General features: G+C 54.3%; 12 protein-coding genes and 3 tRNA genes. 6 read left to right on the top strand and 9 right to left on the bottom strand.

Going from position 1 to position 13552, the window contains the following annotated elements; translation table 11 throughout:
• Window positions 1–16: 16 nt before the first annotated feature.
• Window positions 17–1321 carry a UDP-glucose dehydrogenase family protein gene (locus tag AK2_RS11630; protein WP_083521154.1) on the top strand — a complete coding sequence of 435 codons (1305 nt, stop codon included), beginning with the start codon at window positions 17–19 and terminating at the stop codon, window positions 1319–1321.
• Window positions 1322–1368: 47 nt separating this feature from the next.
• A complete protein-coding gene (locus AK2_RS11625; RefSeq protein WP_067934557.1) occupies window positions 1369–2619 on the top strand; it encodes an ATP-grasp domain-containing protein in 1251 nt (416 codons plus the stop codon).
• Window positions 2620–2709: 90 nt separating this feature from the next.
• On the opposite strand, the gene AK2_RS11620 is transcribed toward AK2_RS11625, so the two are convergent.
• The 4 genes from AK2_RS11620 to AK2_RS11605 form a co-directional block, all read right to left on the bottom strand.
• Window positions 2710–2783, bottom strand: a tRNA-Cys gene (locus AK2_RS11620).
• 4 nt (window positions 2784–2787) lie between these two features.
• Window positions 2788–2862, bottom strand: a tRNA-Gly gene (locus AK2_RS11615).
• A gap of 15 nt (window positions 2863–2877) precedes the next feature.
• Window positions 2878–2953 (bottom strand) — tRNA-Phe (locus AK2_RS11610).
• 139 nt (window positions 2954–3092) lie between these two features.
• Complete coding sequence (locus tag AK2_RS11605; protein ID WP_067934554.1) at window positions 3093–3284, bottom strand: hypothetical protein; 192 nt, start codon at window positions 3282–3284, stop codon at window positions 3093–3095.
• Window positions 3285–3789: 505 nt separating this feature from the next.
• On the opposite strand from AK2_RS11605, the gene AK2_RS11600 reads away from it, so the two are divergent.
• Entirely contained in the window at window positions 3790–4263 is a 474-nt protein-coding gene (locus AK2_RS11600; RefSeq protein ID WP_439645100.1) for a low molecular weight protein-tyrosine-phosphatase, read from the top strand.
• A 317-nt stretch (window positions 4264–4580) separates the two neighbouring features.
• Here the strand turns inward: AK2_RS11600 and AK2_RS11595 are convergent, their stop codons facing one another.
• The gene (locus AK2_RS11595; protein ID WP_067934549.1) at window positions 4581–5153 is read right to left on the bottom strand and encodes a manganese efflux pump MntP; all 573 of its coding nucleotides are present in this window, start codon (window positions 5151–5153) and stop codon (window positions 4581–4583) included.
• A 632-nt stretch (window positions 5154–5785) separates the two neighbouring features.
• Window positions 5786–5911 carry a hypothetical protein gene (locus tag AK2_RS17665; protein WP_281180655.1) on the bottom strand — a complete coding sequence of 42 codons (126 nt, stop codon included), beginning with the start codon at window positions 5909–5911 and terminating at the stop codon, window positions 5786–5788.
• 435 nt (window positions 5912–6346) lie between these two features.
• On the opposite strand from AK2_RS17665, the gene AK2_RS11590 reads away from it, so the two are divergent.
• Together AK2_RS11590 and AK2_RS11585 are read left to right on the top strand one after the other, a co-directional pair.
• Window positions 6347–7867 (top strand): glycosyltransferase, encoded by a 1521-nt coding sequence (locus AK2_RS11590; protein ID WP_083521141.1) that lies wholly within the window; start codon window positions 6347–6349, stop codon window positions 7865–7867.
• Window positions 7868–8160: 293 nt separating this feature from the next.
• A complete protein-coding gene (locus AK2_RS11585; RefSeq protein ID WP_067934543.1) occupies window positions 8161–9120 on the top strand; it encodes an NAD-dependent epimerase/dehydratase family protein in 960 nt (319 codons plus the stop codon).
• 411 nt (window positions 9121–9531) lie between these two features.
• Here AK2_RS11585 and AK2_RS11580 read toward each other — a convergent pair whose 3' ends face one another.
• A complete protein-coding gene (locus AK2_RS11580) occupies window positions 9532–10428 on the bottom strand; it encodes a PhzF family phenazine biosynthesis protein (protein ID WP_067934541.1) in 897 nt (298 codons plus the stop codon).
• 531 nt (window positions 10429–10959) lie between these two features.
• Here AK2_RS11580 and AK2_RS11575 point away from each other — a divergent pair.
• On the top strand, window positions 10960–11481 hold the full coding sequence (locus AK2_RS11575) for a hypothetical protein (protein ID WP_067934540.1): 522 nt from the start codon (window positions 10960–10962) through the stop codon (window positions 11479–11481).
• 564 nt (window positions 11482–12045) lie between these two features.
• Here the strand turns inward: AK2_RS11575 and AK2_RS11570 are convergent.
• Together AK2_RS11570 and AK2_RS11565 are read right to left on the bottom strand one after the other, a co-directional pair.
• Window positions 12046–12594: a carboxymuconolactone decarboxylase family protein gene (locus tag AK2_RS11570; RefSeq protein ID WP_217994696.1), complete on the bottom strand. Its 549-nt coding sequence runs from the start codon at window positions 12592–12594 to the stop codon at window positions 12046–12048.
• 119 nt (window positions 12595–12713) lie between these two features.
• Window positions 12714–13193 carry a MarR family winged helix-turn-helix transcriptional regulator gene (locus AK2_RS11565; protein ID WP_067934536.1) on the bottom strand — a complete coding sequence of 160 codons (480 nt, stop codon included), beginning with the start codon at window positions 13191–13193 and terminating at the stop codon, window positions 12714–12716.
• Window positions 13194–13552 lie beyond the last annotated feature (359 nt).

Genomic DNA, 13552 nt, shown 5'->3' with positions numbered 1-13552 from the left:
AGCAGGGGTGCGGGCGATGAATATGGCGATTGTCGGTATGGGCTATGTGGGAGTATGTACGGCGGTGGCTTTGGCCGCGCATGGGCACCAGGTGGTTGGCGTCGACATCGATGAGGGGAAAATCCGCCAACTGCAGGCCGGCCGGCCACCCATCTACGAACAGGGGTTGGCGGTGCGGCTGCAAAAGTACCGCCAGACGGGTCACCTGCGCTTCACGACGACGCTGGCCGATGCGCTGGATGATTGTCCCGTGGTGTTTGTCACCGTCGGCACGCCGGCGGCTGCCGACGGCAGTTGTGACCTATCGTCTGTTCTCAGTGTCGCGGAGGCGATTGGACGGCAAATGCACAGGTACACGGTCGTCGTCATCAAGAGCACGGTGCCGGTGGGCACCTGTGAGCAGGTGCGGGACAAAATTGCGGGGGAGCTGGGGCGGCGCAGGTTGCAGATTCCGTTTGACGTCGTCTCCAACCCTGAGTTTCTGCGCGAGGGCCAGGCTGTGGCAGACGCCCTTGCACCCGAGCGGATCGTCCTTGGGATTGATTCCCAGCGGGCGCTGGCCCTGTTGCAGACGGTGTATCAAGGCCTCGCCAGTAAATGGGTCGTGACGACACCGCGCAACGCGGAGATGATAAAGTACGCCAGCAATGCATTCCTGGCCAGCAAGGTCTCGTTCATCAACCAACTGGCGCGAGTGTGCGACCAGATGCAAGTGGATGTGGTGACGGTGGCGCACGGCATGGGGCTTGATCCTCGCATCGGCGGCGATTTCCTGCGGGCAGGCATCGGCTACGGCGGTTCCTGTTTTCCCAAGGATGTGCGCGCCTTGCTGCATCAGGCCGATGGTTGTGGCGTTCAACTATCTATCGTGGCGGAAGCGGCCGCGGTGAACGAGACGCAGGTCTCTTGGTTTCTTTCCGTGATGCGGCGGCGTATGGGCGACTTGCAAGGCCGGCGCATCGCCCTGCTTGGCCTGACCTTCAAGCCGCATACAGACGACCTGCGCGAGGCCCCCGCGTTGCGCCTGGCCTCTGAGCTGACGGCTGAGGGCGCCGAGGTGTCCGCGTACGATCCGACCGGGGCCGCGCGCGCCGCCCCCTTTCACCCGGACTTGATTCCGGCTGCCACCTTGGCCGCAGCGGTGACGGACGCGGACGCACTGGTATTGGTGACCGAATGGCCACAGTTGGTCGATGCGGACTGGCCTGGACTGAGGACCCTGACGCGGGGCAACTGGTTGTTCGACGCCCGCAATGCGCTAGATCCAGCGCGGGTTGCGCAGGCTGGGTTTCGCTACGTGGGTGTCGGACGAGGGGGGTGAGGGCGGTCGCCAGTCGGCCCAGTTTACTCGCGGATGGGGGTGGAAAAGTGAAGTCGTTGGTCTTTCTAGGATGCAGTCAGTCTGGCTCCAGCAAGGACGCCGTCGAAGCGGCCAAGCGGTTGGGTTTTACGACTGTGTTGTTGACAGACCGCCGCAGTTTTCTGCACAGGCGCGACGACTTCCCGCACGTGGACCGCATGGTGCTGGTCGACCTGAAAGATCCGCGGCGAGTGGAGGACCAGGTCCGGAACCTCATGGAAACAGGTCTGGATGTCAGCGCGATCGTGAGCTTCACAGACGCCCACGTGGGGGAGGCGGCCCGCCTGTCTCGTAAATTGGGCATGCCCTACCAGACTGTGGAAGCGATAGAGCGGATGCAAGACAAGATTACCCTGCGCGAATGTCTGCGCGAGGCCCCTTACTCGGTGCCGTTCCAGATTGTGCAGGCTCATCACGACGTGCCCTCGCTTGAGCTCGATTTGCCCATTGTGGTCAAGTCGCCTCGGTCGACCGGATCGAAGGATGTCCTGTTTGCCGGGAGCCGGTACGAGTTTGAGCGGCATGTGGCCAGGTTGCGCGCACGCTATCCAGATGGAGATGTCCTCGTCGAGGCGTACGTGCCTGGGACGCAGTATTTAGTCGAGGCAGTGGTGCACCGAGGGCAGGTGCACGTGGCAGCCATCGTCGAACAGGTGGTGACCTTCGGGCAGCGTTTCATTGTCACCGGTTACTCCCTACGCCCGTCCATCCCGGAGAAATTGGCGGCGGCGGTGGAGGACATGATGGCCGATATTTGCCAGCGCACAGGCATGGAGACCGGCGCGTTTCACACTGAGTTTCGTTGGAGTGGCGGTGGTTGCCGGGTCATCGAGGTCAACCCACGCATCTCCGGGGCGGCTATGAATCGCCTGATTGAGTACGCCCACGGCTTCAACCTTGCCGAGCAAACCCTTCGCTCTCTGTTTGGTGACACACCGGACGTGTCGTCTCGAAACAGCAAATGTATCTATGCCTGCTACCTGACGGTGAACAAACCAGGGTATCTGGAGAAGGTGACCGGGCGTCGGCGTGCCAGGCAGGTCTCCGGCGTGCGGGAGGTGTTTGTCAAGCCGCGCAAGAACGCGTACCTCACGCCGCCGCTGTCGATGGGAAAACGGTATGCCTATGTCATTGCTGAAGCCGAGACCGAGCGTGACGCGAGAGCGGCTGCGGAAAAGGCGGGGTCGTACATTCGTTTTCACCTGCGGAATGGGAAAACGCGCCGTAAAGAGACGGTGGCGCGCAGACGAAAATCCTGATTCAGCGTCTCGACGGGCGGCTGAAAAGGACGGGGACAAATCAACAAGCGGCCTCCGTGACTGGAAGCCGATGAATCTCTCAAATGGATATGGAGGCGCCAGCCGGATTCGAACCGGCGGTGAAGGTTTTGCAGACCTCTGCCTTACCACTTGGCTATGGCGCCACTCTGGAGCGGAAGACGGGATTCGAACCCGCGACCCTCGCCTTGGCAAGGCGATGCTCTACCCCTGAGCCACTTCCGCACCGCACGAGGAATATGGTGGCTCGGGACGGAATCGAACCGCCGACACGAGGATTTTCAGTCCTCTGCTCTACCGACTGAGCTACCGAGCCAGTTAAGCGGAACACCCAAAACTATAATCAATACAGAGCTGTGTGTCAAGAGGAGGGTTCTGCCCGGCAGGCCCTTCTGGACTGCGAGCATAAGGGACGGGCCCGAGGAGGGGCCAGAGGAGAAGACTGACCCTGAGGGCTACTTCATATCTTGCTTCGGCGCCGGGAGATCGGGAGACAGCTCATCGCTTGTACCCGACGTGTAGGCATCGCGCAGCTGCTGCTGAATGATGGACAACCCTTCCTCTTGCAGCCGTGTGTCGTCTGTGCGGGCGGCTTCGCGAGTTTCCTGTGCGGCTTCCTCGTGCAGTGGGTGGTCTTTGCGTGCCATCGGGTCTCTCCCTGCCTTTCGTGCTGTGTGCTCCTGATTGCTCTAGTGTTGCCACGCCGTCCTCGCTTGATGCAAATTGGGTCTGAACACAAAAATCCCGCGGCGGACCGCGGGCCATCAGGGAAAGGGTAGCTCTTGGGGGATAAGGCAAGGGCAGGATGCCCTGCCGACAGCAACGATAACGCACGATGCTTGAAATATGCTAGAAATCCATGGGACATTCAGCCACCGCCCGGCGACGTTGCTTGTCCACCCGTGTCTGCATAGGATGCATAAGGAGCGGGTTCATGAACCGCCGGCGCCGCACGCGTGGCTTGTCCTGTGGCCGGGGCAGGGGGCCACCGTGATTGCGAAGAGGCTGCACATACGCCACCATCATTGCCCTTTGCAAGGGAGTTGCTGCTTGTGCCATGATAGCGGTTGGAAGCCGCTCAGATCATGCTGCGTCCGTTCGGCGGCGATTGACAGCGGAAAGGACTGGGGGGAGTGATGGGGATTGATCCGGGTGTTGTTTGTTTGTCTTGGGAATATCTGCAGATCTCCGATGGCGGAAGCCGTCTTTCGTCACATGTTGGAGGAGAAGGGAATGGCAGATCAGGTCACTGTTGATTCGGCCGGTATCGGCGGGTGGCATGTGGGCGATCCACCCCATCGCGGCACCTTGGCTGTGCTGGCGCGGGAGGGGATTCGTGCGGATGGACTGCGCGCCCGCCAGCTGTCACGGGCGGATCTGGACAAGTTTGACTATGTCGTGGCCATGGACGAAGAAAACCTGGCCGGAATCCGGCGCCTTGGCCGAGCCAAGGCACGTGTGTTGCGGCTGCTCGACCTGGTGGACGACCTGGACAACAAAAACGTGCCAGACCCGTACTATACGGGGAATTTTGAGCAGGTATATGCGCTGGTGACCAGAGGCTGCGACCGTCTGCTGGAGCACATCCAGCACGAGCATGGGTTGAGTATACGCCGCCAGGCGTAGGGGATGGTCTGTGCAGGGTCACTCTTCGCGGCACAGTCCAAGTCGCCCTTGGAAATGACACAGCTAGTGCAGTGCCTGGCGACGAAAAAACGGCTTATGGGCATGACAAGTGTCCGACTCGGCGGCGGGGATAGCAGCCCATCTATCTCGCCACGTCCTCGCCGTTGATGCCGACCGCCTCATCGTTGGCGCCCACACATTAGCGATTGGAATAGGTAAATGGAGACGGCTGCGGTTGCGATCATCTCACAGCCACATTCTCCGGTGTACTCGCTGAAAAATGTCTGAACAATCAAATCCTCGGGCTTCCATGCTGCTCATATGACCTGATGGATACCCACACCAATCAACAAGACTCCAGCGGCGAGCGAGGAATATTTCCCCAATAAATGTGAAAAGAATCGAATCGCTACCGAGTTTCCGAGCCAAATCATGATATATCCCCATCCTGTGATGCTCAGCGCGGTTGTCCAGATAGAGGCAGAATGGGCAACTGTCGCACTAAATCCACTCGCGATATTCGTACAAGAAAGGGCCAGTCCAAGCATGACCGCCTGTTTGAGGCCGGGTCTTGAAAGCTTCACAGACGGGGCAGGGCGTGATGCCATTCTAGGCTGTAGATAAGCTGAATAGAGCGAGAATATGCCAATGGCGCACAGCACGAGGCACGCCACCCACTTGGCACCCGCTTCGGGAATGTAGCGGGAAATCAAGCTGCCTGAGTACGTCCCAAGGAGGGTGGTGCCAAAACCGATTCCATTGATCACGGCGTTGACCCAACCTTGTATCGTGATGTTTTTCGTTCCGTACGCGAGACCAACGCCACAATTGTCGAGGTTCGATCCGATTCCAATGAGGTTGGCAATCATAAACGAAGACAACCAGTTCATGCTCATCCCCCCGGGTCGTGATGTTTTCCAGGGTACGCAGGGACAAGTTCGAGAGAATTGGACATCGTGACCAAGTCTTCTGCCCATTTATGGGATGAAAGGTGAATCGGGCGGATTGGACGGGGCCGCGGTCGGCTGGAAACGTGGAACACCGTGATGCACCGGCCGCAGCACAGAGACTCGACGATAGCGTGTGTGTCTTTCAGCATAAATCAATGCACCTTCCGTAAAGTTAAACGTGGGTAGGGCGGCAAGCGTGGCCGCCATGGTCATCGGCGAAGGTGGGGCCGGTGACATCGGACTTATGGAGTTTGGCCCGTACTGTGCAGGTTATACACTCGATTGCCGCTTGGCTTGCTTGCGCAGCTTACCACCACCAGTCCCATGCACCGAGTGCCTCGAGTGTGAAAAATGGAAAGAATAAAAATGGGAACCAGACCTCATGAACGTCATCCGTGGGCTGGAGCACGTTCTGTAATACGTCAATGTTTGCCGTATGGATGTTCGTGTCATTGGCAAGGAGCACGTGTAATCACAGTCTCCCTCCTTCATTGATAGGCAGAGCACAGTCCATCAACTTGCAAGAAAAAGGCGCCGATACATGGGCGCCCTTTTGTTGCACAGGCTGGCTGTTAGCACACGGGACCCGTCGCTGCTCCTGCTCCATACTCGTATCCAGGGACCAACAGGAAGAACAGGACAAAGATGATGAGGAACACCACGGCCCAACGAGTAAAGCCACCAAAGACTCCGTACATTAAACTCCCTCCTCGTCGGTATTCACTTCTCCGATGTCCATATAATGTCTGAGGGGTTGTCCTGTTGAAGGGTGTATGTCCTGGGGAACTTGCCCTATTTCGTCATTGAGTCACGGCCTTAGCGAATAAATAGGAGCGGATTTCTCGTACACGGGTATCCACCGTAGTTTCCTGCATTCCCAGAAATCAGGAAATGGATGTGCCATGAGTGTGCCCAAGTCTTCTCCAAGGTAGACTCTTGCGCGTCTTTTGACTAGCAAGTTGCATTCTTCTGAACGATGGCCGCAACGCCTCCCTGTCGATCCTGGGGTGAACGGTGTACTTAGCAAGACGCGGATGCTAAACGCATGCATGTACCGAGCTTGTCTCCGTTGCATATAGTAACGTAACGATTTCAGAAACCGTTACCCGCGTCGCGAAAGGGGAAGAATATTGATGAAAATATTAATCGCTACGTATTCAGCTTATCCACGGGTCGGTGGACGATCTACGTATATCCAAGGATTGAAGGAAGAACTCGAGCACCGAGGGCACCAAGTAGATCTAGTGGCACACGCTCCGGGGCTCTGCGAGGTATATCATTCTTCAGGGCACAGAGTAAACAAACAAGCCATGCGAGAACAGGTGAAGCCGATAGTGAACAGCTATTTTGATAAGTACTTTCCACATGTGACGAACTGGGTGCGATGGCGGGAGATGGAGCGGTATTCCATCGAACTGGCTTTGCAACAGTTCCCGTTACAAGGTTACGATCTGATTCATGCACAGGACATTCTGTCAGCTCGTTGCTTATACCGGGTGAAGCCTCCCGACATTCCTTTGGTCGTGACGTATCATAATGTGAAATCGCAGGAATGGCTTGTAAACCAACCTTCCAAGCACCCATTCGAGATGGAATATGTTGTTCACGAGGAAGCCGAGAGCGCTAGGGCAGCCGACGCCGTCATTTTTCCATGTATGTGGATACGAGACACGTTTGACGGGCTGCATGTTTCGGTAAACCATGCCCATGTGATTCCCTATGGGACTCATCTTTCCTTTGATCAGACACCAAAAGTATCGACAGATAAGGATATTCCGCTGATTGTTTGTCCCGCTCGCTTGGTGCCGATTAAAGGTCATTCTACTCTATTGGACGCATTATATATGCTCAAACTTCAAGGATACACATTTCGATGTTGGATCATTGGAGATGGTGTGCTGAGAAACCACTTGGAGGCACTCTGTCGAGAGAAGGGACTGGAACAGTTCGTCTGCTTCTTGGGGAATCGGAACGACGTCCCCAATCTACTGGTGCAATCGGACATTGTCGTTCTGCCGACTCTTCATGACACACTGCCGTTTGCCGTCATGGAGGCACAGCTGGCGGGCAAACCGATTGTTGCTAGCCGAGTAGGCGGAATTCCGGAAATGATTGAATCCGAGAAAACTGGATGGCTTGTTGATCCTGGAAACAGTGTGGAGTTGGCCGATGTATTGGCCCACTTATTGAAATTTCCCAGCCGACGAACCAAAATGGGCTTGTCAGCAAAAAGGTGGGCCGTCAAACGTTGGTCGGTGACGAGAATGGTCTCCGAGACTTTGAAAGTCTATCGCCAAGTTCTAAATCAGGACAGGAATATACCGGCAGATCATTCGATCCCGGATACAGAGTTGTTACAGCCGCTCATCAGCAAATGGAAAGGAGTAAAGATTTCATGCGACTCTAATGGGATAATTGTCGGCCGCGTGAGCACCCCTGAAGGAGAACAGGTGACGCGAGGAACCATTCATTTAATGGATATATCCTGGGTAACGTTGCAGATGGTCTCAGTCGACGAACATGGTGAGTTTCGCTTTACAGAACTTCCAACCGGAAAATATAGTTTGATGATTACAGCACCGGGACATCCCGCAAAATCACTATACGTAGAAGTCACCGGGAACAAAGAAGAAAGGATTGATATACAGATTTAACGAAAATCTTTCATGATATATCCTGGTCAATGACGTATGAATATGGAATCTGTGGAGAGAACGGATCCCTTGTCATTCTCTGGCCAGTGCGATTCGTTACCTGTTCATCCGTTCGCGGGTGTTGTGATTGGGGGAGAGCACAGACATGGAGGAACTGGGCAAAGCGGAACTGAGCGGGATGCTGTCGGAGGTCGCGGGCGGATCGGGACAAGAAGAGCAGGCATGAAGTCCAGGTTCATTCGGCTGCCGCTGGTGGCCATCCAGGTGAAACAACCATAAAGGAGGATTTCGGGATGCGCGTTGTCATCATCGGAGGCACGGGACACATCGGCACCTACTTGGTGCCACGCCTGGTGGAAGACGGGCACGAAGTCATCAACGTCAGCCGCCGCCGGCGCGATCCGTATCAGCCGCACGGCGCCTGGAAGTCGGTGCGGCAGGTGGAGATTGATCGCGCTGCCCTCGAGGCACAAGGCCAGTTCGGGGAGTGTATCCGCAACCTGCAGCCGGACATCGTGATCGATCTCATCTGCTTTACGCTCGCGAGCGCGCAGCAACTGGCCGAGGCGCTGCGCGGGCACGTGCAGCACTTTCTGCACTGCGGCACCATCTGGGTGCATGGGCCGAGCGTGCGCGTGCCTACGACGGAAGACGTGCCGCGCCGGCCGTTCGGTGAATACGGCATCCACAAGGCGAAGATTGAGAAGTATTTGTTGGAAGAGGCGCGCAGAGGCCGGTTGCCAGCGACTGTCTTGCATCCTGGGCACATCGTAGGTCCAGGATGGGAGCCACTCAATCCGGCGGGCCACTTCAATCCGGAAGTGTTCAGCCGCCTGGCGCGCGGCGAAGAGGTGGTGTTGCCCAATCTCGGGATGGAGACGGTGCATCACGTACACGCGGACGACGTCGCCCAGGCGTTCCAGCAGGCCATCCGCCATTGGAACACATCGGTCGGCGAAAGCTTTCACGTTGTTTCCCCGGCCGCGGTGACACTGCGCGGCTACGCGGAGGGGGTGGCGGGCTGGTTCGGCCGCGAAGCAAACTTGCGCTACCTGCCGTGGGAAGAGTGGCGTAAGACCGTTTCCCCGCAGGAGGCGCAGGCGACGTGGGATCATATCGCCCACAGCCCGAACTGCAGCATTGCCAAAGCCGAGCGCCTCATCGGATACACGCCGCGTTACGAATCGCTGCAAGCGGTCCGGGAGGCGGTGGACTGGCTCGTCGCACACGGTGTCATCCAGGTAGATGGATGAGCCGTGATGAGAGGTCGGCGGCGGCGAAGCTCGCTCCGCCGCCCACGCTCGGGTCGAGATGGGGCCTCTGGTCCCTCTTTTCATGCGTGAGGTCAAAAGGTCACGGTCCGTCCTGCGACCTCCGGATGGCTCTTCGGCATGGCGCCAATTCGGGAGAATGGTGCACTCGCTCAAGATGTCGGATCCCCACATACTCCCTTGTATCCGCAGTTCCTGCAGAAGGGAGTGCAGCCGCGCGTTTCTTTCATCTCAAAGCCGCAGACAGGGCATATCGGCACTTCTTCATCATCACATCCGCAGACGTCGGCGCAGCAACATCGCTCTTTTCCGCATCGCTCGCACATCATTCATTTCCTCCAAAGTCCATAACTATTCCACAGTCTAATGCCCACGCCATCTTCTGGGCAAGCATCACAGTCGAAGTTCACCTTGTATAGTCACGACTGCTGATCCGCCGACACGAATTTCCGGTTCCATTCCAGGTAGAATATCTACATGAACTGTCCCAGGTCGTCCCGTCACGTCCCCTTGTGCTATTCGCAGCTTGTGCCGTTGTGCACGATCAAGTATACCCTCAAGAACTAAATAACCTGCTAAGGCTCCGTTTGCCGCACCTGTGATTGGATCCTCTGGAATTCCGACCGCAGGGCCGAAATCTCGAGTATATAGGTCGTAAAAATCAGGATTACAATCAAATGTAAACAGATGGGTGGTCACTGCGTTCTGCCGTATGTTTACCTCTGCTAGTTCTGTTAAAAGAGGTCTTGCCTCGTCAATCGCTTTACGTGACGTTAACGGGACGAGCAAGTGCCAGTTACCCGTGTATCCAAGTCGGATTGGAAGGTTCCGGTCTAGGCTAGTCACATCTACTCCCAACAAACGAGCGACTTCCTCGGCGCTTAAATCCATGTGCTGAACGCGGGGTGAACTTTGCCGCATGAACACTGTCTCTACATCACCATTTTCCTTTGTGGTCCATTCCACTGGGACGATACCGACATTAGTCTTGAAAACCAACTGAGCTTTCTGTTGGGCCCAACCGAATTCTGTCGCCAATAACCACGAAGCACCTACCGTCGCGTGGCCGCAAAAGTCGATTTCCGAGGTCGGTGTGAAGTAGCGTACGCGAAAATCAGCGTCGGAGTCGCCACGACGCAAGAACGCTGTCTCAGACATATTCAATTCTCTGGCAATACTTTGCATCTCCTGGTTGGTGAGACCAGCAGCATCAGGCACCACGCCGGCTGGGTTTCCGCTGAATGGGGTGGTCGTGAACGCATCTACATGGTAAACTTTCACATTTCTCATCGATGACACTCTCCTGTCACTTGTTCTCCATTTTAATGCTACTCTAAGTTTCATATGAAAATAATAAAATGAAGCATGATTCGTGATTAACAACAGGAGAGGTCGAGATGAACATCAATGCCTTCAAGGTGTTTCGGACGGTGGCAGCAGAGCTGAGACCAGTGTTGACGGTGACAGAAGATGGGCGGAGATGAAACATTTTGAGAAACAAAGATTAGCTATTCGTTTGCAATCGAATGTTTCACGATAACAAGAGGCTCTCCGGAAAACCCGGAAAGCCGCGTCCTGCTTGGTGCGAGAGCGGGATTCGAACCCGAACGGGCTTGTGGCCCGGCTTGCGGTTTTTCACGGGTTGGCATGCCGCTAAGCCCAGGACAGGTGATTGTCCTGGGCGTTTTGTAATAGCTTTCCGCCGCAACAGAAGGAAATAAATGCCCCCAAGGGTGTCGAAAATGATTCACGAACACGAATCTAGATTATGTCCCACTAATGAACAATAGAAGTACGATATCGGATGAGGAGGGGATGGAGATGGCACAAGAATCTACGCGGTTCTTTTTTCCCGTGATCCTAGTGATCCTCGCATACGAGTGGCTGGTATCTGGACTGGACAAGCTCTTGAGCGGAACCTTTGTTCGTGACATGCACAATCAAATGATGCAATCCATTCCAGACATGCAATATCACTTCTATGCTCGCTTGTTGCAAAAGTACTGCATGCTACACTGTGAAATCGTCGCTGCATTAGTCGAAACTGGAGAGATTCTGGTTGGACTTTCGTTCCTGTTCTTGGCGTTCCTCACTGCAACCGGTCGATTAAACAATGCAATGGTGAAACTGGGAGTCTTTACGGGGATTGTCTCCGCATTTATGAATCTGAACTTCTTCTTTTACCAGGGTGGTTCGTTCTTCGTGAACACATCCGATCCGTTCGATGAAGGTATCCCCATCGATCTCATCATGGTCTTCATACAAGTCGCCGTGGCGGTTTACTTTTGGAAAGTGGGTAAGCAAAGCAGTAGGGTAGATTCATCTAAGCAGATAACCGTGTGACAAAATAAGGCCCGGGACATATTTATCATGCCCCGGGTTATGAGTTTAACAATTACAAATACAGTCTTGTAGCAAGTTCAGCGAGTATCTCAATCAAGTCCTCTAAATTTCAAATTCCCATTCCTTGCCCTTGTCATCGACATACGTTAGGGGAATAGGTTCTTGGTCCGGCCATTCTTCACCGTCAGCGACGCGAGTGACAAGTTCGGATTTAGATACTCTGATTCACCTTCCTGATTACTGATTTTGGCAATTAATGATGACGAATGATGTCAGCTATGACTTCCAACGCATCTTCCTCGTCATATATGACTTCAACTAGATATGTCTTCCCGTCCTCATCTGTTACTGTAGTGATCTCATCCGGTTCGATGTCTCAAAGCCTGGCCTTTGCCCTTCCGTTTTCTCCGTGTCAGCCATTACGATGGCCCCCTTACCCTTAGTTCCGCATCGCTTGCACATCATTCATCTTCTTCCAAAAGCCATAGTGTATCGACAATCGCTTACGTTAGCCAAATTTCATGAATGTCCCTTGCCATGCCTCACTTGTCGAGTTAGTTGGTGTTAATCCGTTGTGGTCGGAATGGCGCAGACCATTCCTTTACTGAAACCAGCCGCCCCAATGCCAAGGGCCAAATTAAACCGACCTCTCATGTTTTCCAACGCGATATGGTGGGTCAGTTCGATCAGTTGCTCGCTGTCAAGGTGTTCACGAAGCTTGGCGACGAGATCATCGGTCACAGCGACGGGCGTGCGACTCATGGCGACAGCATAATCGAGAACCAGTTTGTCTAGTTCGGAGAACAGAGGACTTTTTCGGTAATTCGGTAGAGCCAGTAGCTCATCGTCACTTAAACCCCACTGTCGCGCGATTTGCGAGCCCAGGTCGATGCAGTACTCGCATTGAGTGAGGGACGCGGTCTTCAATTCTGCAAGGGCACGCAACCGCTTGTCGAGTCGATGCGTTCTGGCCGTAGCTTGTTCTAGCTTGGCATACCCTTTCAGAAAACTTGGCACGTGCGCGTACATCTGAAGAGGCTCAATCATTTGCTCTGTTTCACGCCCAGTCAACCGACGAAGATTCCGGCGAGTAAAGAAGTAAACCAGTTTCACGTACGGTCCTGCTTGGCGAGCTGAGACTCCTCGAATACGAGCCATGGGGATACCTTCTTTCCTCGCAAAGGTTATGATTGTTGAACGAATGGAGCAAACAGCTTTGTTCATCCGGCCTGCTAAACGGATTCCAATCCTCCCGTACGAGCCAGTTCGCGAATGTTGAAAAGTGCCTTCCGTAGAATATTCATCATGACCGTATATTCCGTATCGTCTATCCCTGCCAAGATCAAACTAGTCAATTCATCTAATATTTCCTTTACCTTTGGCACTACCAATTTACCGGAGTCGGTAAGGTAAAGTAGCTTATAACGATTATCTAAGGATGAGGCTTTTCTCCACACATACCCTTGTGCCTCCAGTTTGTCTATTGCTTTTCCCGTGGTGGTTTTATCAATTGCGAGCTGCTGACTCAGGGCCTTCTGTGATATACCCTCGTTCGCGGCAATTGTTAATAAGAAAATGTACTGACCGCTACCAATCTGAAACGGCTTAAGCCTGGAACTTACGAGAATCTGTGAATGGCGGTAAATTGCTGAAATATATTTGCCAAAAGACTCAACTTCTAGGTTCGACATTGGCATTTGGTTAGTTTCCATGTCCTCACACCGCGAAAATAGGATGTTATTGCAACTATTAGTAGAATACCTACAAGAAGGGGCTATTGCAACTAATTCAGCACGTATCTTGACCGGATTGGGGGGAGCGCAAATTGACGCGAATAAGCCTAGGACAATGGACGTGACAACAGCGTATACGAGTGTCAGAAAGATACGAAGGAAACCGCTTGGTCATTGTAGAATTATGCGATGAGGAGGTGTGTGAGATGGAATTTGTTAAAGATTTTGTAGTTGGGTTAGTCATCGTCGCGTGTATTGCCTATCTGTGGCGATATCGCCACCGGGAAAATTAGGCAACGAGGCAGTATCCAATATGTCAATCTGCCGCCTAGAAAAAA

This window comes from Alicyclobacillus kakegawensis NBRC 103104, from assembly GCF_001552655.1.
Taxonomy (GTDB): Bacteria; Bacillota; Bacilli; order Alicyclobacillales; family Alicyclobacillaceae; genus Alicyclobacillus_G; species Alicyclobacillus_G kakegawensis.
This window is presented reverse-complemented; position numbering and strand designations above follow the sequence as displayed.

What these genes read in the sequence shown, in the direction of transcription:
- AK2_RS11630 (WP_083521154.1), top strand. Translation starts at nt 17, where the DNA reads ATGAATATGGCGATTGTCGGTATGGGCTATGTGGGAGTATGTACGGCG.
- AK2_RS11605 (WP_067934554.1), bottom strand. Translation starts at nt 3,284, where the DNA reads ATGGCACGCAAAGACCACCCACTGCACGAGGAAGCCGCACAGGAAACT.
- AK2_RS11595 (WP_067934549.1), bottom strand. Translation starts at nt 5,153, where the DNA reads ATGAACTGGTTGTCTTCGTTTATGATTGCCAACCTCATTGGAATCGGA.
- AK2_RS17665 (WP_281180655.1), bottom strand. Translation starts at nt 5,911, where the DNA reads ATGTACGGAGTCTTTGGTGGCTTTACTCGTTGGGCCGTGGTGTTCCTC.
- AK2_RS11590 (WP_083521141.1), top strand. Translation starts at nt 6,347, where the DNA reads ATGAAAATATTAATCGCTACGTATTCAGCTTATCCACGGGTCGGTGGA.
- AK2_RS11585 (WP_067934543.1), top strand. Translation starts at nt 8,161, where the DNA reads ATGCGCGTTGTCATCATCGGAGGCACGGGACACATCGGCACCTACTTG.
- AK2_RS11580 (WP_067934541.1), bottom strand. Translation starts at nt 10,428, where the DNA reads ATGAGAAATGTGAAAGTTTACCATGTAGATGCGTTCACGACCACCCCA.
- AK2_RS11575 (WP_067934540.1), top strand. Translation starts at nt 10,960, where the DNA reads ATGGCACAAGAATCTACGCGGTTCTTTTTTCCCGTGATCCTAGTGATC.
- AK2_RS11565 (WP_067934536.1), bottom strand. Translation starts at nt 13,193, where the DNA reads ATGGAAACTAACCAAATGCCAATGTCGAACCTAGAAGTTGAGTCTTTT.